This window comes from Pseudonocardia sp. NPDC046786 (assembly GCF_040645415.1).
Lineage (GTDB): Bacteria > Actinomycetota > Actinomycetes > Mycobacteriales > Pseudonocardiaceae > Pseudonocardia > Pseudonocardia kongjuensis.
The window spans coordinates 71,258-91,900 of the sequence record NZ_JBEYYF010000013.1 but is presented as its reverse complement, the minus strand read 5'-3'; the positions used below and the strand labels follow the sequence as shown (position 1 = coordinate 91,900).

General features: G+C 74.7%; 18 protein-coding genes and 1 pseudogene. 9 read left to right on the top strand and 10 right to left on the bottom strand.

Translation table 11 applies throughout. From position 1 onward, the window contains the following. Nucleotides 1-23 precede the first annotated feature (23 nt). The gene (locus ABZ881_RS17690; protein ID WP_358485727.1) at nucleotides 24-1,253 is read right to left on the bottom strand and encodes an MFS transporter; all 1,230 of its coding nucleotides are present in this window, start codon (nucleotides 1,251-1,253) and stop codon (nucleotides 24-26) included. A gap of 45 nt (nucleotides 1,254-1,298) precedes the next feature. Here ABZ881_RS17690 and ABZ881_RS17685 point away from each other — a divergent pair, with 45 nt between their 5' ends. Then, complete coding sequence (locus ABZ881_RS17685; protein WP_358485725.1) at nucleotides 1,299-2,483, top strand: ROK family transcriptional regulator; 1,185 nt, start codon at nucleotides 1,299-1,301, stop codon at nucleotides 2,481-2,483. A 457-nt stretch (nucleotides 2,484-2,940) separates the two neighbouring features. Continuing rightward, nucleotides 2,941-3,096, top strand: a complete 156-nt coding sequence (locus ABZ881_RS17680; RefSeq protein ID WP_085913989.1) for a hypothetical protein — start codon at nucleotides 2,941-2,943, stop codon at nucleotides 3,094-3,096. Nucleotides 3,097-3,290: 194 nt separating this feature from the next. On the opposite strand, the gene ABZ881_RS17675 is transcribed toward ABZ881_RS17680, so the two are convergent. Then, nucleotides 3,291-4,223, bottom strand: a complete 933-nt coding sequence (locus ABZ881_RS17675) for a 3-keto-5-aminohexanoate cleavage protein (RefSeq protein WP_358485723.1) — start codon at nucleotides 4,221-4,223, stop codon at nucleotides 3,291-3,293. Between the two features lie 120 nt (nucleotides 4,224-4,343). Between ABZ881_RS17675 and ABZ881_RS17670 the strand changes: the two genes are divergently transcribed. The 7 genes from ABZ881_RS17670 to ABZ881_RS17640 all read left to right on the top strand — a co-directional run bounded on the left by ABZ881_RS17670 (nucleotide 4,344) and on the right by ABZ881_RS17640 (nucleotide 11,546). Beyond that, nucleotides 4,344-4,964 (top strand): hypothetical protein, encoded by a 621-nt coding sequence (locus tag ABZ881_RS17670; protein WP_358485720.1) that lies wholly within the window; start codon nucleotides 4,344-4,346, stop codon nucleotides 4,962-4,964. 100 nt (nucleotides 4,965-5,064) lie between these two features. After that, nucleotides 5,065-6,111 carry a leucyl aminopeptidase gene (locus ABZ881_RS17665; protein WP_358485718.1) on the top strand — a complete coding sequence of 349 codons (1,047 nt, stop codon included), beginning with the start codon at nucleotides 5,065-5,067 and terminating at the stop codon, nucleotides 6,109-6,111. Beyond that, nucleotides 6,108-6,854: an Asp/Glu racemase gene (locus ABZ881_RS17660; protein ID WP_358485715.1), complete on the top strand. Its 747-nt coding sequence runs from the start codon at nucleotides 6,108-6,110 to the stop codon at nucleotides 6,852-6,854. Before ABZ881_RS17665 ends, ABZ881_RS17660 begins: the two co-directional genes overlap by 4 nt. A 575-nt stretch (nucleotides 6,855-7,429) precedes the next feature. Beyond that, entirely contained in the window at nucleotides 7,430-8,140 is a 711-nt protein-coding gene (locus ABZ881_RS17655; RefSeq protein WP_358485714.1) for a GntR family transcriptional regulator, read from the top strand. After that, a complete protein-coding gene (locus ABZ881_RS17650) occupies nucleotides 8,137-9,156 on the top strand; it encodes an ADP-ribosylglycohydrolase family protein (RefSeq protein WP_358485713.1) in 1,020 nt (339 codons plus the stop codon). Before ABZ881_RS17655 ends, ABZ881_RS17650 begins: the two co-directional genes overlap by 4 nt. Nucleotides 9,157-9,165: 9 nt before the next feature. Then, nucleotides 9,166-10,608 carry a cytosine permease gene (locus tag ABZ881_RS17645; protein WP_358485712.1) on the top strand — a complete coding sequence of 481 codons (1,443 nt, stop codon included), beginning with the start codon at nucleotides 9,166-9,168 and terminating at the stop codon, nucleotides 10,606-10,608. Then, nucleotides 10,605-11,546, top strand: coding sequence for a PfkB family carbohydrate kinase (locus ABZ881_RS17640; RefSeq protein WP_358485710.1), 942 nt, complete (start codon nucleotides 10,605-10,607; stop codon nucleotides 11,544-11,546). The genes ABZ881_RS17645 and ABZ881_RS17640 overlap by 4 nt, the downstream gene beginning before the upstream one ends. Nucleotides 11,547-11,963: 417 nt before the next feature. Here the strand turns inward: ABZ881_RS17640 and ABZ881_RS17635 are convergent. From ABZ881_RS17635 to ABZ881_RS17600, 8 genes and pseudogenes are all read right to left on the bottom strand, one after another. Continuing rightward, nucleotides 11,964-13,514 (bottom strand): annotated as a pseudogene (locus tag ABZ881_RS17635) (cation acetate symporter); the annotation flags it as partial. Nucleotides 13,515-13,549: 35 nt separating this feature from the next. Then, nucleotides 13,550-13,936, bottom strand: coding sequence for a DUF485 domain-containing protein (locus tag ABZ881_RS17630; RefSeq protein WP_358485708.1), 387 nt, complete (start codon nucleotides 13,934-13,936; stop codon nucleotides 13,550-13,552). A gap of 78 nt (nucleotides 13,937-14,014) precedes the next feature. Further along, nucleotides 14,015-14,866 carry an alpha/beta hydrolase gene (locus ABZ881_RS17625; RefSeq protein ID WP_358485706.1) on the bottom strand — a complete coding sequence of 284 codons (852 nt, stop codon included), beginning with the start codon at nucleotides 14,864-14,866 and terminating at the stop codon, nucleotides 14,015-14,017. Beyond that, nucleotides 14,863-15,516, bottom strand: a complete 654-nt coding sequence (locus ABZ881_RS17620; RefSeq protein WP_358485704.1) for an isochorismatase family protein — start codon at nucleotides 15,514-15,516, stop codon at nucleotides 14,863-14,865. The genes ABZ881_RS17625 and ABZ881_RS17620 overlap by 4 nt, the downstream gene beginning before the upstream one ends. After that, on the bottom strand, nucleotides 15,513-16,058 hold the full coding sequence (locus ABZ881_RS17615; RefSeq protein ID WP_358485702.1) for a (2Fe-2S)-binding protein: 546 nt from the start codon (nucleotides 16,056-16,058) through the stop codon (nucleotides 15,513-15,515). The genes ABZ881_RS17620 and ABZ881_RS17615 overlap by 4 nt, the downstream gene beginning before the upstream one ends. Next, the gene (locus ABZ881_RS17610; protein WP_358485699.1) at nucleotides 16,055-18,424 is read right to left on the bottom strand and encodes a xanthine dehydrogenase family protein molybdopterin-binding subunit; all 2,370 of its coding nucleotides are present in this window, start codon (nucleotides 18,422-18,424) and stop codon (nucleotides 16,055-16,057) included. Before ABZ881_RS17610 ends, ABZ881_RS17615 begins: the two co-directional genes overlap by 4 nt. After that, a complete protein-coding gene (locus ABZ881_RS17605; RefSeq protein ID WP_358485698.1) occupies nucleotides 18,417-19,232 on the bottom strand; it encodes an FAD binding domain-containing protein in 816 nt (271 codons plus the stop codon). The genes ABZ881_RS17610 and ABZ881_RS17605 overlap by 8 nt, the downstream gene beginning before the upstream one ends. Continuing rightward, complete coding sequence (locus ABZ881_RS17600) at nucleotides 19,229-20,638, bottom strand: MFS transporter (protein ID WP_358485696.1); 1,410 nt, start codon at nucleotides 20,636-20,638, stop codon at nucleotides 19,229-19,231. Before ABZ881_RS17600 ends, ABZ881_RS17605 begins: the two co-directional genes overlap by 4 nt. Nucleotides 20,639-20,643: the final 5 nt, after the last annotated feature.

Below are 20,643 nucleotides of genomic sequence, written 5' to 3'. Positions count from 1 at the left end.
CTCGGCGGTGCCGGACGCGGGGATCAGCCGGTGCGGGCCGGGATCCGGTGCTGGGCGGCGAGCTCGGTGCGCTCCATCCGTACGGCGACGTACAGCGCGGCCAGCCCGAGCAGCGGCAGCACGGTCGCGACGGCGGCGGGCGAGGTCCAGCCCCAGCCGGCGGCCAGGACCAGGCCGCCCAGCGCGGCGCCGAGCGCGTTCGCGACGTTGAACGCCGCGTGGTGCAGGGCGGCGCCCAGCGTCGGGCCCTCCCGGCCGGCGTCCATCAGCCGGGTGGCCAGTGCAGGGGTGGTCGCGGTCGTGGTGAACGCCAGGGTGAACAGCGCGACCAGCGCCATCACCGCCGACGACGCCGTCGCCGCGGACACCGTCATCGACACCGCGGCCGAGCCGAGACCGGCGGCGATGGTGCGCACCGGGGCGATCTCGGCGAGCCGCCCGCCGACCTGGTTGCCCAGCGTCATGCCGATGCCGAACACCGCGAGCGCCACCGGCACCGCGGCCTCGGCCAGGCCGGACACCTCGGTGAGCACCGGCGTGATGTAGCTGTAGACGGCGAACGAGCCGCCGAAGCCGGTCGCGATGACCGCCATCGTGATCCACACCTGGCCGCGGCGCAGCGCCGACAGCTCGCCGAGCACCGAGCCGCGACGCTCGTCGCGCACGTCGGGCACCAGCCACCAGACCGCGGCCATGGTGACGACGGCGATCGCGCCGGTCGCCAAGTACGCGGCGGGCCAGCCGGCGGCCTGGCCGAGCCAGGTCGCGCCCGGGACACCGACCACGTTCGCGATCATCAGGCCGCTCATCACGGTGGCGATGGCGCGCGGGCGGCGCTCGCGCGGCACCAGCGAGGCGGCGAGCACCGATGCGGTCCCGAAGTAGGCGCCGTGCGGGAGCCCGGCCAGGAACCGGGTGGCGACGAAGGTGCCGAACGTCGGCGCGAACGCCGAGGCGATGTTGGTCAGCGCCAGGGCACCGGCCAGCGCCAGCACCAGGTGCTTGCGCGGCCATCGGGCGCCGAGCACGGCGAGCACCGGCGCGCCGACCACGACGCCGAGTGCGTAGGCGCTGATCGCGGTGCCGGCCTGCGGCACGGTGGCGCCGAGGTCCGCCGCGAACGCGGGCAGCAGGCCCATCGAGGCGAACTCGGTGGTGCCGATGGCGAGCCCGCCCAGCGCCATCGCGAACAGCGCGGGGCCGGGCTTTCCGGTGGTGGGAGAGTGGTGAGAGGGTGTGGGCAGGGTTTTCATCGCCCCACGAGAATAAAGAGCGCGGGCCAGGAGGTGTCAAACGAGATGGCGTCGGTGTCAGCCGATTCACGTCCCGGTCGCGCCGAGACCGACCGCTGGCGGGCCAGCGCCGAGGTGCTCGCCGAGATCCGCCGCGAGCCCGGCCTGACCCGGGTCGAGCTGGCCCGGCGGCTGCGGCTGGCCGGGGGATCGGCCACCGAGATCACCGCGCGACTGCGCGAGCTGGGCTGGGTCACCGAGGAACGGGCGCCCTGCGGCGGCCGCGGCCGCCCGACGACCCGGCTGGTCCCGAACCGCGCCGGACCGGCGGTCGTCGCCGTCGACGTCCGGTTCGAGGGCTGGCGGGCCGGTCTCGTCGGGCTGGACGGCGAGCCGGTCGCGGTGCGGTCCGGCCGGCACGCGCGCCGGGAGCCGGACGCCGTCGCCGCCGAGCTGGACGGGATCGTCGGGACGCTGGTCGCCGAGCACCCAGGCCCGGTCGCCGCGGTCGGGATCGGGGTCGCGGCGACGCTGCTCGACGAGCACCTCGCCCAGGCCGCCGGGCAGGGCTGGAGTCCGCTCGACGTCCGCCGGATCGGCGCCGGGCAGGGGCTGCCGGTGCTCGCCGGCAACGACGCGAACCTGGCCGGGGTGGCCGAGGTCCGCGACGGCGCCGCGGCGGGCGCCGGGACGGCGCTGTACCTGACCGTCGAGGTCGGGATCGGCGGTGCACTGCTGCTGCGCGGCCGGCCGCAGTCCGGGTCGCGGGGCGCGGCCGGGGAGTTCGGCCACCTGCCCTTCGGCGATCCCGGCCGGGACTGCCCGTGCGGGGCCCGCGGCTGCTGGAACTCCGAGGTCGACGGCCGCGCGCTCGCCCGGATGCTCGGCGAGCCGGAGCCCGACGACCCGCACGGCTCGGCGGTCGCCGTGCTGGACCGGGCCGCGGCGGGGGAGGAGCCCGCGGCCCGCGCCGTCGCGCATGCCGCCGCCCGGCTCGCCGCCGGGACCGCCGGCCTGGTCAACGCGCACGACCCGGAGATCGTGGTGCTCGGCGGGCTCGGGACGGCGCTGCGCGGGGCCGCGCCGGACCGCTTCGCGCAGGCGTACCGGGCCGGGCTGATGACCTTCCACCGGGAGGATCCGCCGCCGGTCGTCGACGCCGCGCACGTCACCGACGGGGTGCTGCGCGGGGCCGGGGCGATCGCGCTGGACCACGCGACATCGGCGGCCGGGCTGGCGGCGCGGGCGTAGGCCGGGCCGCCTCGCGCCCCGGGGAATCGCGCCCCGTCGGATCCGCTAGTGCCCCGGCCACGTCGCCGCACCCCGGCCATGTCGCCGCACCTGCTGTACACGGTGCGGGGCCGGTGACGGGGTGCGTTGTTGCGGGCCCGGTGATGGGCTCGCACCCCGGTCGTGACGTCGCACCCCGTTTCGGATGTCGCACCGTGGACAGCAGGTGCGACGACGTCACCGGGGTGCGATGACCCCGCCGGGTGCGCCGCTGCGCCGCTGATGGGTGGCGGGACGCTGCTCGGGTGTGCCGCCGCCGCCGGGGTGCGCCGCCGCGCCCCCCCGGCGATCGCTCGCCGACGGAGTCCCGGAAAACCCCGACCGAATGTCACGATCCGACCATCGGAACCGTTCCCCGTGCTGCGCGCCGGGCCCGCCCCGGGTACTTTCCTCCCACATTCTCGGGAGGGAACTGGAAATGATCATTCTCGGCATCATTCTGCTGCTGGTGGGCTACTTCACCAGCATTCCGCTGGTCACCACGATCGGCACGATCCTGGTCGTCGTCGGCGTCGTCCTGCTCATTCTCGGGGCGATCGGCCGGCCGGTCGGTGGTCGCAAGGCCTGGTTCTGACCAGGCCGGTCGCGACCGGAGGGCGGCGCCCGACCGCCCGCGGGAGCAGACCGGCAGCGCAGCCGCACAAGGGGTGCGGCCCCGGACCGACCGGGGTCGCGCCCCTTGTTGCGTATCGGCTCGAAAACATCACCCGAATCAATGTTTCGGCCCGGCCCGAGTGGGTACCGCGCCGGATTTCCGGGAAATCCGGATCATGAATTCCCGGCGTCCGTCGGAAGACCGAGGATGCGACGTGCGGTAACCGGGTCGGCAGGGGTCGCACCGACCCGGTCGAGCAGCCGCAGCGCGTCCTCCAGGAGCTCCCGGTTCGACGGCGTCGCGGGGCCCGCGTAGTCCTCCAGGCCCACCCGCAGGTGCCCGCCGCGGCGCACCGCCGCCTCGGCCAGTCCGGACGCCACCACGTCCCCGCCGAGCACCGCGACCGACCACGGCAGCCCGGACGGCTCGAGCAGCTCCAGGTACGCCTCCAACGCGGCCGGGGTCGGCGGCAGGCCGAACTGCAGCCGGTCGGCGAAGTACAGCTTGACGATCGCGCCCGGCGGCACCCGGCCGTGCCGGTGCAGGGTCAGCGTGGTCCGCAGGAAGCCCGGCTCGAAGATCGAGATGCTCGGCCCGGCCGCCAGCTCGGCGGTGCGCGCGAACATGTACTCCGTGTCGGCGAACGAGTTCTGGTAAGGCTCCGGCGCGGCGGCGTCGGGGCAGCGGCCGTCGTCGAGCAGGCCGACGTTCACCGAGCCCGGATCGACCAGCGTCAGCCCGCCCATCCGGCGTCGCGCCAGCTCCTCGACGTGCGCCCACCGGCGCCGCACCGGGATGTCGCGGGCGCCGGCCGCCATCGTCGGGTACAGCAGCGCCGCCGGGTGCCGGTCGAGCACCGGCTGCCACGCCGTCAGGTACGGCTCGACGGCGTGCACCCCGTCGATGGTGAACATCGGGTCGTCGTTGTGGTTGTGCACGATCGCCGCGCCGCGGCCGAGCGCGTCCAGCGCCTGCTCGGTGACCTCCGCGGGCGAGCGCGGAACGTACGGGTTCCGTTCGCGGGTGGTGCTGCCGTTCAGGGCCACTTCCAGGATCACCGTCGAGTCCACGCCCGCCAGCATCACCGGCGCGCGGGGCCCGCGCATCTCCCGTCCATGATCCCCGTCCCGGGGGCGTCGAGGCTCCTCGCGCGCTCCTGCACTCCCGGGATGGGGATCATGGACGGGCCTGCTCGCCCGGTCTGCAGGGGTCGTAGGGTCGGACGCGTGAACGGGAGCCGTGCACCGCTGCCGCGTCGACGTCTCCGCGGGGTCCGGTACGGCCTGGCCGCCGTCGTCGCGGCGCTGATGCTGTCCGGCTGCGCCGACCAGCCCGATCCGCTGAGCCAGGGGCCCGAGGGGGCCGCGCCCGCCGACGGGCTGACCCAGGTAGTGGAGCTCACCGCGCAGCGGGCCGGCCTCGCCGGGCAGGCCGCCCTCGCCGAGCTCGACGCCGGCGCTCCGGTGCCCGACCCGGGTGCGGACGCCGCCGTAGTCCAGGAGGCGGCGGAGCGGGCGGGCGTGGACCGGCAGTGGGTGGCCCGCGTCGTGGCCGACCAGGTTGCGGCGAGCGCCCAGGTGCGCGACGGGCTGCTCCGGCAGTGGGCCGAGCGTCCGGAGTCCCGGCCCGGCGGGCCGGCCGACCCCGCCCGGGTGCGCGGCGAGTTCGGCCGGATCGACCAGGAGCTGATCGCCGCGCTGGCGGTCGCGGCCCCGGCGCGGGTGCACGAGGACTGCCCGGCGTCGCTGGCGCAGGCCGCCGTCGCGCAGGCCGAGGGCCTCGACGACCTGCACCGCGGTGCGCTCGGCCGCGGCCTGACGTCGGTCTGCGACGGCACCCCGGACTGACCGGCATCCGCGTGACGGTCGTGTTTCCCTCGCCCTCAGGTATTGCGTACCCGGATAGTACGTGCTCGGATTAATAGCCGGAGACACGGAGGTGGCCGTAGTGGACCAGAACCTGTTCAACGACATCTGCCTGCAGCAACTGACGCTGTCCGGGGTGCACGAGGGCGAGACCGTCGTGGTGCTGACCCGCGGCGGCGAGCGGGCCGAGTACGCCGACGCGTTCCTCTGGGCGATCCAGCGCCTGGGCGCGACCGGCTATCACATGCGCCTGCCGTCCCCGGCGAGCGCGGGCGGGGCCTGGGCGGTCGGCGACTCCGGGCTCGGGAACATCCCCCTCGCGGTGGACGCCCTGAAAGCCGTCGACATGGTCGTGGACTGCACGTTCCTGCTGTTCAGCAAGGAGCAGTTCGCCATCCAGGACGCCGGCACCCGGATCCTCACCGCCGTCGAGCCCCCGGAGCTGCTGGCCCGGCTGATGCCGACCACCGAGCTGCGCGAGCGCGTCGAGACCGGCGCCGAGCTGCTGGCCAAGGCGTCGTCGATGCGGATCACCAGCCCGCACGGCACCGACGTCACCTACCAGCTGGGTATGTACCCGACGCTGAGCGAGTACGGCTACACCGACACCCCCGGCCGCTGGGACCACTGGCCGGCCGCGTTCGTGTTCACCGGCGGGTCGGACACCGGCGTCGACGGGAAGATCGTGCTCGCCCCCGGGGACGTGCTGCTGCCGTTCAACACCTACGTCCAGACTCCGGTGGAGATCACCATCGAGGAGGGCTTCATCCGCGACATCCGCGGTGGCGCCGGCTCCTCGGGCCTGGACGCCGACCTGCTGCGCTCCTACATCGAGAGCTTCGACGACCCGCGCGGCTACGGAATGAGCCACGTCGGCTGGGGCCTCGACGAGCGCGCGCACTGGCACGGGCTGACCCAGTTCCCCGGCGGCATGGGGATGGAGCTGCGCAGCTTCTACGGCAACGTGATGTTCTCGATCGGCCCGAACAACGAGCTCGGCGGTCCGAACGACACCGCCTGCCACTTCGACATCCCGATGCGCGGTAACTCGCTGTACCTCGACGACGAGCTGATCGTCGACGCCGGCGAGCTGACCGTCCCCGAGATGCGCCCGGTGGAGAAGCGATGAGCCGCGACCATCATGTCGGCATGATCGTCCCGTCGTCGAACCTGACGATGGAGACCGAGCTGCCGCGGATGCTGGCTGCACGCGAGGCCGAGATCCCCGGCGAGCGGTTCGTGTTCCACGCCGCCCGCGCCCGGATGCAGCACGTCACGCCCGAGCAGCTGCGCGCGATGAACGCCCAGGCCCAGCGGGCCGCCGCCGAGCTGGCCGACGCCCGGCCGGACGTCGTCGCCACCGCCTGCCTGGTCGCGATCATGGCGCAGGGTCCCGGCTACCACTGCACCGCCGAGGACGACATCACCGCGGCGCTGCGGGCCGAGGGCTCGGACGCGCCGGTGGTGTCCAGCGCGGGCGCGCTGCTGTCCGGGATCGCGGCGCTCGGGGCGCGCCGGGTCGCGATCATCACGCCGTACCTGGAGCCGCTGACCAAGGCCGTCGCCGACTACCTCGAGGACGAGGGCGTGGAGGTCGTCGACTCGCTGTCGCTGCAGGTGCCCGACAACCTGGCCGTCGCCCGGCTCGATCCGGCCGACCTGCGCGAGCATCACCGCAAGCTCGACCTGACCCGGGCCGACGCGCTGGTGCTGAGCGCCTGCGTGCAGATGCCGTCGCTGCCGTCGATCCAGCCGGTGCAGGACGAGATCGGCATCCCGGTGCTGTCCGCGGCGACCGCGACGACCCACCGGATCCTCACCGAGCTGGGCCTGGAGGCCCGGGTGCCGGGCGCGGGGGCGCTGCTCGCCTGATCAGCAGGCCCTGCGGGGCCGGGTTGGTGCCTCGGCTGGTCAGCAGGCCGGCGCGATCGGGTCGACGGCGAGGGTGCGTGGGTCGACCCGGCCCGGTGCCGGCACCCGGCCGCGTCGAGCACCTCGACGGTCGTGGGGTCGGCGAACCGCGCGGACCGCGGGTCGGGCCCGCGGCCGTCCACACCCGGCCCTCCTGACGGTCGCGACGCCGAGGACCGCTTTCACGGCCGCGGCCACCCGCACGGCCGGGCGCCCGAGCACCCATCCGGCGGCGGCCGCGAGCGTGACGCACATGCCGGTCGCCCGGAGCGCGCCGATGTGTACGAGGTTCCACGGGTCGGCGAACGCGACCCCGGTCGGCGCGGCCGCGACCACCGCGGTGATCCCTGCGCTGACTCCCGCTGCGCCGGCCGCGCGGCTCCGGCGGCTCATCGGGCCGCGGCGACGCCGGGTGCGCTCACGTCGCCGACCCCAGTGGCCCGGGGCCGGACCGGGCGGGGCCACTGCTCGCGGGTCGGCCGTCGCCGGGCACCAGGCCCTGGACAGCGCCGGGGCCTTCCTGTACATGTTTGTACATGTCCGCTCAAGGAAGTCGCTCCAAACGCGGCCGGCTCGTCGAGGATCTCGCGAGCCGCATCCGTTCCGGGCGCCTGGGGGCCGGCGAACGGCTGCCGGGGGAGAACCAGCTCGCCCGGGCCTACGAGGTCTCCCGGGGCACCGTCCGCAGCGCGCTCGCCGAGCTCGCCCGCCGTGACCTGATCACCACCGAGACCGGGGTCGGCTCGTTCGTCACCTTCGACGGCGCCCCGCTCGACCAGCGGCTCGGCTGGGCCCGCGCGCTCGCCGGGTCCGGCGCCGAGGTCGGCACCGAGCTGCTCGGCATCGAGCCCGGCGGCGACCCCGACCTGGCCGGACCCGAGGGGCCGCTCGTCGTCGTGCGACGGCTGCGGCGGGCCGGTGGACGGCCGGTCTCGCTGGAGACGGCGTCACTGCCCGCGACCGGGGCGCTCGCCGACCTGCCCGTGCGCGGCCTGGTCGAGGACTCGATCACCGCCACGCTGCGCGCGGCCGGGCTGCACGGCACCACCGGCGAGCAGTGGATCTCCGCGGAGCCGCTGGACGCCGCCGACGCCGAGTCGCTGGAGCGCCCGGCGGGCACGCTGTTCCTGCGGGCCGTACGAGTCACCCGGGATCCCGCGGGCGGCCTGGTCGAGCACGTCGTCAGCCTGCTGGACCCGCAACGGTTCCGGTTCCACCTGGCGTTCGGCGCCGGGGAGGAGCGGTGAGCGGCGAGCGGGACCGCGCAGTCGGTGCGCTGCTCGGGCTCGCGGTCGGTGACGCGCTCGGCATGCCGACCCAGTCGCTGTCGCGGTCGGCGATCGCCGAGCGCTACGGGGTCGTCGACCGCCTCCTCGACGGCGCCGACGACCAGCCGGTCGCGCCGAAGCTGCCCGCCGGGACCGTCACCGACGACACCGAACAGGCGCTGCTGCTCGCCCGGATCCTCGTCGAGCACGACGGCCGGGTCCCGCCCCGGGTGTTCGCCGCCCGGCTGGAGGCGTGGGAGCAGGAGATGATCCGGCGCGGGTCGCTGGACCTGCTCGGCCCCTCCACCCGCCGCGCGTTGACCCGGCTCGCCGGCGGCGAACCGCCGGAACGCGCCGGGCGGGACGGCACCACGAACGGTGCCGCGATGCGGGTCGCCCCGGTCGGGATCGCGCGCGCCGGGGCCGGGCTGCTGGACGCGGTCGTCGAGTCCGCCGTCGTCACCCACCACACCGCCCCCGGGATCGCCGCCGCGGCGGCGGTCGCGGCGGCCGTCTCGGCCGGGGTGTCGGGCCTGGGGCTCCCCGCGGCGCTCGACGCCTCGGTCGCGGCGGCGCGGGACGGCGCCCGGCGTGGGGGATGGGCCGCGGGGGCGGACGTCGCTGCCCGGCTCCGCTGCGCCTACCGGACGTTGCCCGGCCTGCCGCCGGACGAGCTCACGGACACCGTGGCCGACGTCGTGGGGACCTCGGTCACGGCGACCGAGTCGGTCGTCGCGGCGCTGGGCCTGGCCGCGGCACTCGGCGACGACCCGCGGGCCGCACTCGTCACCGCCGCCTCGCTCGGCGGCGACACCGACACGGTCGCCGCGATCTGCGGAGCCGTACTCGGCGCGGTGCACGGTGCCGCGGGCCTGCCCGCGGACCTCACCGCGACCGTGCGCCGGATGAACCGGCAGCTGCTCGACCCGCTCGACGACCTCGTCGACGGCCTGCTCACCCTCCGGGCACGGGCCCGGGGCGTCACCGCCCGATAGGAGGCCACGATGGCCACCGGAACCACCGACGACACCGTGCCGTCCACCGGCACCCTGGAGACCCGCGGAATCGAACCGGTACCGGTCGCCGAGCGGAACGGTCGCCCGAGCCAGCTGTTCTGGGTCTGGTTCGCCGCGAACATCTCGATCCTCGGCCTGCCGCTCGGTGCGACGCTCGTCGCGTCCGGGCTGACCGTCTGGCAGGCGGTCCTGGCGGCCGTGGTCGGCGCGGTCGGGTCGTTCGCGATCGTCGGGGCGGTCTCGATCGCCGGCCGCCGGGGCGGGGCGCCCGGGTTGACGCTGTCCCGCGCGGTGTTCGGGGCCCGCGGCAACATCGGTCCGACGCTGGTCTCGCTGCTCTCCCGGCTCGGCTGGGAGACGGTGAACACGACCACGGCCGCGTTCGCGCTGCTGTCGCTGGTCACGATCGTCGCCGGGACCAGCCCCGCGGCCAAGGACCATCCGGTGATCACGATCGCCTGCATCGCGGTGTTCGTGCTCTGCACCGTGCTCGTCGCGGGTCTCGGACACGGGTTCCTGGTGCGGGTCCAGCGGTGGGCGACGTGGGTGTTCGGAGCCCTGAACATCCTGGTCGGCGGGTTCCTGGTGGCAACGGTGGACTGGGCCGCGGTGGCCTCGGCGACCCCGGCACCGGCCGGTGCGGTGATCGCCGGCATCGGCGTGATCGCGGCCGGGACCGGGATCGGCTGGGCGAACGCGTCGGCGGACATGTCCCGCTACCAGGCGCCGTCGGTGCGGGCCGGTTCGCTGGTGCTCTCCGCGGCCGCCGGAGCCGGGATCCCGCTGGTGCTGCTGATCTCGCTGGGCAGCCTGCTGGCCGCGGGCGATCCCGGGCTGGCCGACGCCGCCGACCCGGTCGCGGCGATCCGGGACCTGCTGCCCGTCTGGATGGCGATCCCGTACCTGATCGCCGCGTTCGGCGGGTTGCTGCTGTCCAACCACCTGTCGGTCTATTCGGCCGGGCTCACCACGATCACCCTGGGGATCCGGCTGCGTCGGGTCTACGCGGTCGTCGTCGACGTGCTGGTGACGTTCGTCGGGGCGATCTACTTCATGCTCGTGGCCGAGGGCTTCTACCCGCCCTTCATCGCCTTCATCAGCGCGCTGGCCATCCCGATCACCGCATGGGTGGGGGTGTTCGCCGTCGACATGCTGCGTCGCAGGCACTACGACCCGGTGGCGCTGATGGACACCTCGCGGACCAGCGGCTACTGGTACCGCGGCGGCGTCGAGCCGCGCGCCACCGGTGCGTGGGCGGTGGCCATCGTCGTCGGCTACCTGTTCGCCACGGTCGGGCTGTCGTCGGATCCCTGGTTCACCGGCCCGCTGGCCGGCACCTGGGTCGGGGAGAACGGCCTGGCGTGGGTGGTCACCTTCGTCGTCGCGGCCGGCGGCTACGCGCTGCTCGGCGGGGCCCGGGAGCGCCGGTGACCGGCCGGCTCGTGCACACCGGCCAGGTGCTCGTCGACCTGGTGATGCGGGTGCCGTCGCTTCCGCCGCGCGGCGGGGACGTGCTCGCCGAGGACACCGCGATGCTGCCCGGCGGCGGTTTCAACGTGGTTGCCGCGGCGGCCCGGGCCGGGGCGGACGTCGTGTACGTGGGCGGGCACGGCACCGGTCCGCGCGGCGACCTGGTCCGCGCGGCGCTGGCCGCCGAAGGGGTGGCGCTCGGCGGGGCGCCCTCGCCGGACGCCGACACCGGGGTCTGCGTGGTGCTCGTCGAGCCGTCCGGGGAGCGCACCTTCGTGACCGGTGGCGGCGCGGAGGCCGCCCCGGCCGGGAGGTTGCCGGCCGCCGGGCCGGAGGACCTGCTGTACGTGAGCGGGTACAGCCTGCTGGTCCCGGAGAAGGTCGCACAGGTGCTGGACGCGGCCGACCGGTCCGGCGCGGCGGGGGCTTCCGGCCGGGTGCGTGGCGCCCGCGTGCTGCTGGACCCGGGACCGCTGGTCACCGACATCCCGAAGGCGACGTGGGAGCGGATGCTGACCCGCACCGCCGTGCTCAGCTGCAACGCCCGGGAGGCCCGGCTGGCGAGCGGTGAGCCGGACCTCGCCGACGCCGGCCGGGCGCTGGCCCGCCGGCTGCCGGACGGCGCCGTCGTCGTGGTGCGGGACGGCGCGACGGGATGCCTGGTCGTCGACGACGGCCGGGTGCAGGCCTACCCGGCGCCACCGGTCCGGGCGGTGGACACCACCGGAGCGGGCGACGCGCACTGCGGCGTGCTCGCGGCCGAACTGCTCGGCGGCGCGGAGCTGCCGGAGGCCGTGCGGCGGGCGAACGCCGCCGCCGCGCTCGCGGTCACCCGGCACGGCCCGGCGACCGCGCCGGGCCGTGCCGATGTGGACGCGCTGCTCGCGCACAACCGCTGAGCCGGCGGGCGCGGTCGCCCGCCCCCGCCGTGCGCCTGCCGCGTGCGGTCAGCCGTCGGTACGCCGATGGTGCTGCGGTCCGTGGGCATCGGTCCCGGGGCGCCCGCGCCGGTCGCGCCCGAGCCGCAGCTGCGGCTCGCGGGCCGGCGGACGCGTCGTCGCGCCCCCCGCCGGGCGCCGGGTCCCGGACGGGCCCGGCCACGGTGCCGTCCCGGTGGCCGGGTGCGCCCGCGGTGGCGCACCGTGGGGGGTGTGCACGGCGGGCGGGGCCCGGTGCGCACCGGTCCGGGCCGGCGGGAACGGTGCCGACGACGGCGGCCCCGGCGTGTCCGGGTCCGCCGGGTACGGAGCCGACGACGACGGTGCCGGCCCGGACGGCTCCGGCGACGGCGCGGCCGGCGCGGACGGGTCACCGGGCACCGGGCGTTGCTGTCCGGCTCCGGTCAGCGCGCGGACCGACATCTGCGCGAAGCCGGCCTCGTCGGGACGCTCGCGGCCCAGGACCGAGCCCAGGTACCCCAGCAGGAACCCGGCGGGCACCGACACCAGGCCGGGGTTCGACAGCGGGAACCAGGCGAAGTCCACGTCGGGCAGCATCGACGTCGGCGAACCCGACACCGCGGGCGAGAACACGATCAGTCCGAGCGTGACGGTGAGCCCGCCGTAGATGCTCCAGACCGCACCGGTCGTGGTGAACCGCTTCCAGAACAGCGAGTACAGCAGGGTGGGCAGGTTCGCCGACGCGGCCATCGCGAACGTGAGGGCGGCGAGGAAGGCGATGTTCTGCCCGTTCGCGAGGATCCCGCCGGCGATGCCGACGATCCCGATCACGACGGTGGTACGGCGCGCGACCCGGACCTCCTCGGCGGCGGTGGCCCGGCCGTTGCGCAGCAGCTGGGCGTAGACGTCGTGCGCGAACGCCGCCGACGCGGCGATCATCAGGCCGGCGACCACCGCGACGATCGTCGCGAAGGCGACCGCCGAGACCAGCGCGAGCATGACCGGCCCGCCGATCTCCAGGGCCAGCAGCGGCGCCGCCGAGTTCACCCCGCCGGGCGCGGCCAGGATGGTCTCCGGGCCGACCAGGGCGGTGGCCCCGTAGCCGATCACCAGCACCAGTAGGAAGAAGCCGCCGATCAGCCAGATCGCCCAGACCACGGACCTGCGGGCCTGGCGGGCGTCGGGCACGGTGTAGAAGCGCATCAGGATGTGCGGCAGCCCGGCCACGCCGAGCACACCGCCCACCGCCAGCGACACCAGGTCGAGGTTGGCGGTCAGCCCGCCGCCGTAGAGCAGCCCCGGCGCGAGCATCGCCTCCCCGCGCGGGTGGTTCTCGACGGCCGCGCTGATCAGGGCCGGCAGGCTCAGGCCCGAGGTGCCGAGCACGAACGCGGCCATCGCCAGCCCGGTCGCGAGCAGCAGGCACGCCTTGACGATCTGGATCCAGGTGGCCCCGCTCATGCCGCCGATCAGCACGTAGCCGATCACCACGGCACCGACGGCGGCGATCATCGCCGACTGCCCGGCCCGGTCGGTGATGTCGAGCAGCAGCGCGAGCAGCCCGCCCGCGCCGGCGAGCTGCCCGAGCAGGTAGAGCGTGGAGATGACCACGGCCGACGTGGCGGCAGCCGCGCGGACCGGACGCCGGCGCAGCCGGTGGCCGAGCACGTCGGCCATCGTGTAGCGGCCGGTGTTGCGCAGCAGCTCGGCGACGAAGAACAGCGCCACGAGCCACGCGACGAACGCCACCACGGCGTAGACGAAGCCGTCCGGCCCGGCGACGGCGACCGCGCCGACGATGCCCAGGAAGGTCGCCGCCGACAGGAAGTCGCCGGACAGGGCGAGACCGTTCTCCGGGCCGGTGAATCCGCTGCCGCCGGTGTAGTAGTCCCGGGCCGCCGACGACCGCCGCCGGACCCGCAGCACGAGCAGGAAGGCGAGCACGATGAACGCCGAGAAGACCAGCATGTTGAGCAGCGGGTCACCGGTGGACACGGCGGGGTTCACCGGTGACCCCCCTCGAGACGGTCGCGGATCTCGTCGGCGAGCGGGTCGAGCCGGCGACCCGCGTAACGCAGGTACGCTGCGGTGATCGCGAAGGTCGACACGAACTGGCCCACGGCCAGCAGCAGGACCAGCGTCATGTCCCCGATCACCCGGGTGCCGAGCAGCTCGGGGGCCCACGCGTTGAGCCCGATGAACGCGAAGAACCAGGCGAGGAACCCGACGGTGGCCGGGAGCAGGAAGCGGCGGTGCCGGGACCGGAGCTCGGCGAACTCGGGGCTCCGGGCCGCCACGGTCCACACATCCTGCCGGGCCGCGACCGGCGGGCGCTGCGGCGTTCCGGTGACGAACTGGGAGGTCGGCGTCGTTGCCGTCGCGCTGTTCACACGCTCCGTAACGAGTTCATCAGCTCTCAGTTACGAAAGGAGGTTGATGACACCCGCTCGCAGCAACGGCCCCGACGGTCAGCGCACGAGCGGTTCCAGGGCGGCGCGCAGCAGCTCCCGCGCCCCGGCCGGGTTGTCCCAGAAGACCATGTGCCCCGCGTCGGGCACCGCGACCAGCTCGGCACCCGGGTTCGCGGCGGCGATCTCCGCGGCCCCGTCGGCGGTCACGACGGGGGAGCCGTCCCCGTGGAGCACGGTGGACGGCGCCGGCACCGACGGCCAGACGTCGAAGAAGTCCTCGCTCTCGAAGCCGGCGTGGGTGGCCCGGATCGCCGTCTCGTCGCACGACGACAGCCAGCGCGCCCGCAGCGCCTGCTCGGCCCGCGGCCAGCGCGGCCAGGCCCGGGCGACCTCGTCGGCGTCGGTGCCGCGGACGGCCTCGGCGAGCTGGCCGAGGAACGCGTCCAGGGTGGTCGGGTAGGGCCCGCGGCCGGGACCGGACAGCGGCGGATCGACCAGCACGGTGCCGCGCAGCGGCCTGCGCAGCGCGGTGACGGCGGCGATCCGGGCGCCCATCGAGTGCCCGAGCAGCACCGGCTCGGCGCCCAGGTCCAGTTCGGACAGCACGGCGAGGGTGTCGGAGGCGTAGTCGTCGAGCGTCCAGGAGGTGCCGGAGTCGGACAGCCCGCGGCCGCGGACGTCGAGCACCAGCGGGCGGCAGAGGTCGTTCAGCTCGCGGGCGACGAAGTCCATCGTGATCGCCGGGCTGGTGATGCCGGGCAGGATCAGCACCGGCGTGCCGGTGCCCTCGTAGTCGAGCACGTGCAGCCGCAGGTCGCCGTTGCGGACCCAGCGGGACACGGCCTGCACGTCGGCGAGATCGGCCAGCGCGTCCTGCCGGACCTGGCGGGTGGTGAGCGTGCCGGTCACAGGAGCCCCTTCAGGTAGCCGACGGCGTCGTCGAGGTCGATCACGTCGCCGTACTTGGCCTCGATGTCGAACAGGTTCGCCTCGTGCGGCCCGGCTGCGCGGTCGCCGACGCAGTCGCGCGGCACCAGCACGTCGAACCCGGACTGGACGGCGTCGACCACGGTGGCCCGCACGCAGCCGCTGGTGGTGGCGCCGCAGATCAGCACGGTGTCCACCCGGGCCGCGGTGAGGAACGACGCGAGGCCGGTGCCGAAGAACGCCGATGCGCCCTTCTTGGTGATCAGGTTGTCGGCCGGGTCCACCGGCAGCCGGGCGTCCAGGGCGACCGCGGCCGAGCCCTCGGCGAGCCCGCGCAGGCCGGGCGCCTTCGCCGGCCACGGCAGCGCGTCCAGCTCGGCCGGGTGGTAGGCGACCGTCGTCCAGACGACCGGGACGCCGGCCGGGCGGGCCGCCCCGACCAGTGTGGACGTCGCGGCGACGACGTCGGTGAGATCGGCGCCGGTCGGGTACTGCGGGTCGGTGAACCCGTTGCTCAGGTCCACCACGACGATCGCCGGCCGGTCGCCGCGCCGGGCCCGGCCACCGAACCCGGCGCGCCGGTAGGTCGCGTCGGTGTCCTCGCCGTGCAGCCCGGTGTCGTGTGTGCTCATGCGGTGCTCCCAGGATCGGGTCGGGGTGCGGCGGCCGGCACCGGGTCCAGTGCGGCCTGCAGGGCGGCGCGGCGGCGGGACGCGCAGTCGTCCACCGCGTCGATGATGGTCTCGTAGCCGGTGCAGCGGCACAGGTTCGAGGCGACCACCTCACGGATCTCCTCGCGGGTCGCGTGGGGCTCCTCGGCCAGGTAGCCCTCGGCGAGCATCAGGAATCCGGGCGTGCAGAAGCCGCACTGCAGGCCGTGGTGCTCGCCGAAGCAGCGTTGCAGGTCCGACAGCTCGCCGTCCGGCCCGGCCAGCGACTCGACGGTGCTGATCGCGGCGTACTCCACCTGCGCGGCGAACAGCAGGCAGGCCCGTGCCGGGGCGCCGTCGACGAGCACCGTGCAGGCCCCGCAGATGCCGTGCTCGCAGCCGACGTGGGTGCCGGTCAGCCCCAGATCGTGGCGCAGCACGTCGGCGAGCGTGCGCCGGGGCGGGATCGCCAGGTCGTGGCGCTCCCCGTTGACGGTCAGCTCGACCAGCTGCACGTCGGTCACGATGCCTCCCGGTTGAGTGCGGCGTACAGGTCCGCCCGTGCCAGTGGGGTGTGGTCCAGCTCGACGCCGGTGTGCCGCAGCGCGTCGTTCACCGCGTTGAGCACGGCCGCCGGGGCGCCGATGGTGCCGCCCTCGCCGGCGCCCTTCGCCCCGTTCGCGGTGAACGCGCACGGTGTCTCCAGGTGCTCGATCCGCACGTCCGGGATCTCGGCGGCGGTCGGCACCTTGTACTCCATGAAGCTGGGCGTCAGCGGCTGGCCGAGCTCGTCGTAGGTGACCTGCTCGAACAGCGCGCCCGCGATGCCCTGCGCGATGCCGCCGCGGGCCTGCCCCTCGACCACCCGCGGATGGATCGCGACGCCGCAGTCCTCGACGCAGACGTAGCGCAGGATCTCGACGCCGCCGGTGCCCGGATCGAGCGCGACGACGCAGCCGTGGGTGGCGTTGGAGAAGGTGCCGTCGCCGGCGACGTCGAAGGAGGCGGTGGCGGTGAGCCCGGGCCCGACGTCCTTGGGCAGCAGGTGCGCGCGCAGGTAGGCGACATCGGCCAGCTCGGTGAACGGCAGCGTGCGGTCCCCGGCCCGCACCCCGCCCGCGCCGTCGAGCTCGCAGACGTCGGCGTCGACCCCGGCGAGGTGCGCGGCCAGCATGCACAGCTGCTCGCCCAGCTTGTCGGTCGCGGCGGCGGCCGCGGACCCACCGATGGTCACCGAGCGGGACGCGAACGAGCCCCAGCCGTAGGTGATCCGGTCGGTGTCGCCCTGCACGATCGTGACCTTGTCGTAGCCGATGCCGAGCCGGTCGGCGACGATCTGGGCGAACGTCGTCTCGTGGCTCTGGCCGTGCGACAGGGTGCCGGTGGTGACCGTGACGGTGCCGTCGAGGTCCATCGTGATCTGCGAGATGTCGAACCCGGGGACGACCTGCATCCGCCGCTGGGCGAACGCGCCGGAGCCGTAGCCGGTGCGCTCGGAGAAGCAGGCGTAGCCGATCCCGACGACCCGGCCGTCGTCCGGCGCGCGGCCGGGCCAGCCCTCGTCGCGCAGCACCTGCTCGCACAGGTCGAGGGACTCCCGGTAGGAGCCGGGATCGTAGGTGACGCCGTTGATCCCGCGGTACGGGAACTCGGTGATCAGGTTGCGTCGCCGGACGTCCAGCGCGTCCAGCCCGAGCGTCCGGGCGGCGCGCTCCATCAGCCGCTCCATGACCATCACGTACTGCGGCCGGGACACCCCGCGGTACGGCGCGGTGGGCGCCTTGTTCGTGGTGATCGCCCGGCCGCGCACCCGGTAGGCGGGCACCCGGTAGACGCTCGGCATCTCGGCCGAGGCCATCAGCGGCTCGATGCCGGCGGTGAACGGGTAGCAGGAGTAGGCACCCATGTCGCAGACGACGTCGGCGTCCAGGGCCAGGATCTCGCCGTCACGGGAGAACGCGGCCCGCGCGGTGTAGTGCTGCTCGCGGGCGAGGAAGCTCGCGGTGAGCGCCTCCCGCCGGTCCTCGATCCACTTGACCGGGCGGCGCAGCAGCCGGGCGGCGGCCGCGGCGGCGATCTCCTCCCGGCCGACGACGCACTTCTGCCCGAACCCGCCGCCCATGTCCGGCACGGTGACCCGGACCTGCCGCTCGGCCAGCCCGGCGCACCGGGCCAGCACGGTGCGGACCTGGTGCGGGACCTGGGTGCAGGTGCGCACCACGAGCTGTTCGTCGCGGTCGTCCCAGTCGGCGACGACGCCGCGGGTCTCCAGCGGCAGCGCGTTCTGCCGCCCGGTGCGGGTCTCGACGGTGACGACGACCTGCTCCGACGAGGCGAGGGCCGTGTCGAGGATGCTGTCGATGCCGTCGGTGGCGAACAGCGACACGTCGACGAGCACGTTGCCGGGCGCCTCGTCGTGCACCGGCGGGCCGTCCGCGGTCAGCGCGGCGGCCTCGGTGACGACCGGCGGCAGCGGCTCGAGCTCGACCAGCGCGGCCTCCACGCCGTCCTCGGCGGCGTAGGGGTCGGTGGCGAGCACGATCGCGACCGGCTCGCCGGCGAACCGGATCCGGTCCCGGGCGAGCACCGGCATCGCGGTCGGCGTGAACTCCTCGGCCGGCCGGTCGAGCAGCGCGGTGATGTCGCCGAGCCCGAGATCGGCGGCGTCGAACGCGGCGACGACGCCGGGCACCGCGCGGGTCCCGGTCAGGTCGACCGAGGTGAGCAGAGCATGCGCCTCGGTGCCGCGGACGAACGCGGCGTGCAGCATCCGGGGCAGCGTGATGTCGTCGACGAACCGCCCGCGCCCGGTGAGCAGACGCGGGTCCTCCCGGCGCGGCACGGACGCGCCGACCCAGGTGCCGTCGCGGCGCAGGCCCGGCTCACCCATCGAGGGCCCCCGTCCCGGCCGGGCCGGGCGCGCCGGCCGCGGCCCGGGCCCTGGTGACCAGGGTGCGGACCAGCCCGCGCCGGTAGGACGCCGGTGCGCCGGGCTCGTCGCGCAGGTCGAGTGCGTCCGCGATCGCGGCCGGCGATCCCGCGTCGCGGACTAGCACCGGGACGGTGCCGACGCCGCCGAGCACGACCGATCCGGTGTCCAGGTCGATCCCGGCGGCGACGACGGCGAAGTCGCCGCGCCGGTCGGCGTACTCGGTCAGCGCCGCCCGCGGTGCGGGGCGGGGGAACACGATCTCCACGATCACCTCGTCGGGGTCCAGCGCGGTGGTGAAGGGCCCGAGGAAGAACTCCCCGGCGGCGATCTCCCGCCGGCCGGCGGGCCCCTCGGCGACGACGACGGCGTCCAGCAGCGTCGCGAGCAGGCACCACTCGGCGGTGGCGTCGGAGTGTGCGATCGAGCCGCCGACCGTGCCGCGGGTCCGGATCGGCAGGTGCCCGACCCAGCGCATCGCGTCCGACAGCACCCGGAAGTCCGGGCCGAGATCGGCCTTCTCCACGGCCCGGTGCGTGGTGAGCGCGCCGATCCGCAGCGCGTCGCCGTCGCGCCGGATGCCGGCCAGCCCTGGCACGTGCGTGATGTCGACCAGATGGCCCGGGCGGGCCATCCGGAAGTTCATCATGGCGACCAGGCTCTGCCCGCCGGCGAGCACCTTGGGGTCGTCGTCGGCCAGCTCACCGAGCAGCGTCACCGCGTCGCGCACCGAGGACGCCCGGTGGTAGGTGAACGCGGCGGGCTTCACGTCTTCTCCACCGCCGGGGCGGCTGCGGGCTGGTCGACCTGCTGCTCGGTGCCGGTGATCCGGTCCAGCTCCAGGCCCTTGGTCTCCGGCGCGCAGAGCGCCATGAAGATCACCGCGGCGACGACCAGCAGGGCCATCACGGTGAAGGTCAGCGGCAGGCCGAGCACCGGCCAGAGCAGCGTGCCGAAGATCAGCGGGACGAACCCGGTGACCGCCCGGCTGGACGACGACGCCCAGCCGAAGCCGGAGGCGCGCAGCTCGGTCGGGTACAGCTCGGAGACGTAGGCGTACATCACCGGGATGACCACGAGGGCGAAGAAGCCGAACACCGCGATCGTCGCGATCGACGCCGCCGCCGACTCCATGACCAGCGAGAACACGACCAGCGACAGCGCGGCCAGCGGTGCCGCGACGCCGATCACCCACTTGCGCCCGACCAGCTCGACCAGCAGCACCGAGGTGATGACGCCGAGGATGCCGACCGCGTTCATGATCGTGGTGGAGGCGAACGCGGCCACGTCGTCCATGCCCTGCGAGCGCAGGATCGACGGCATCCAGGACAGGGCGGCGTAGTAGACGACCATCACCGAGATGAACAGCGACCAGGCGACGCCGGTGATCCGCGGCGAGAACGCCCAGACCATCCTGAGCTGCTCGCCCAGCGAGGCGAGCCCCTTCTTGCGCGAGGTCGTCGCCTCGGGCGCGGCGGTGGTGATGACGTAGGCCTCGGGCGTCGCGCCGGTGCGCCGCACCATGTCGTCGATGACCTCGCGGGCCTCGGCCTCACGGCCGGTGCGGGCCAGGTAGAGCGGGGACTCGGGCACGCCGCGGCGGACCCAGAACAGCAGCAGCGCGGGCAGCACCATCAGCGAGAGCATCCAGCGCCAGTTGCCCTCGACCGGGACGAGCAGGGTGGCGGACACCCCGGCCATGGTGGCGCCGACCGGCCACCAGCCGTCCATCGCGGCGAGGATCTTGCCGCGCAGCTTCCTCGGTGAGAACTCGCTGACGATCGCGTAGTCCACCGGGATGCATCCGCCGAGGCCGAGGCCGGCGATGAAGCGCAGCAGCAGGAAGATCTCCCAGTTCGGGGAGAGCGCGCCGAGCACGGAGAACAGCGCGAAGATCAGCAGGGTGATGCTGAAGACCTTCTTGCGGCCCATCCGGTCGGCGATCGTGCCGAACGCGACGGCACCCACCGCCATGCCGATCAGGTTGGCGGTGGCGACCAGCCCGCGCTGGCCGGTGGAGAGCCCGAACTCGAGCCCGAGCAGCGGGGTGAGGAAGCCGTTGAGGGCGACGTCCCAGGCGTCGAACATGTAGCCGAGGCCGCCGATGATGAAGATCTTGCCCTGAACCCTCCACCGCCAGGGCAGGTCCTGGACGACCTGGTCTCCGGTACGCATCGTGA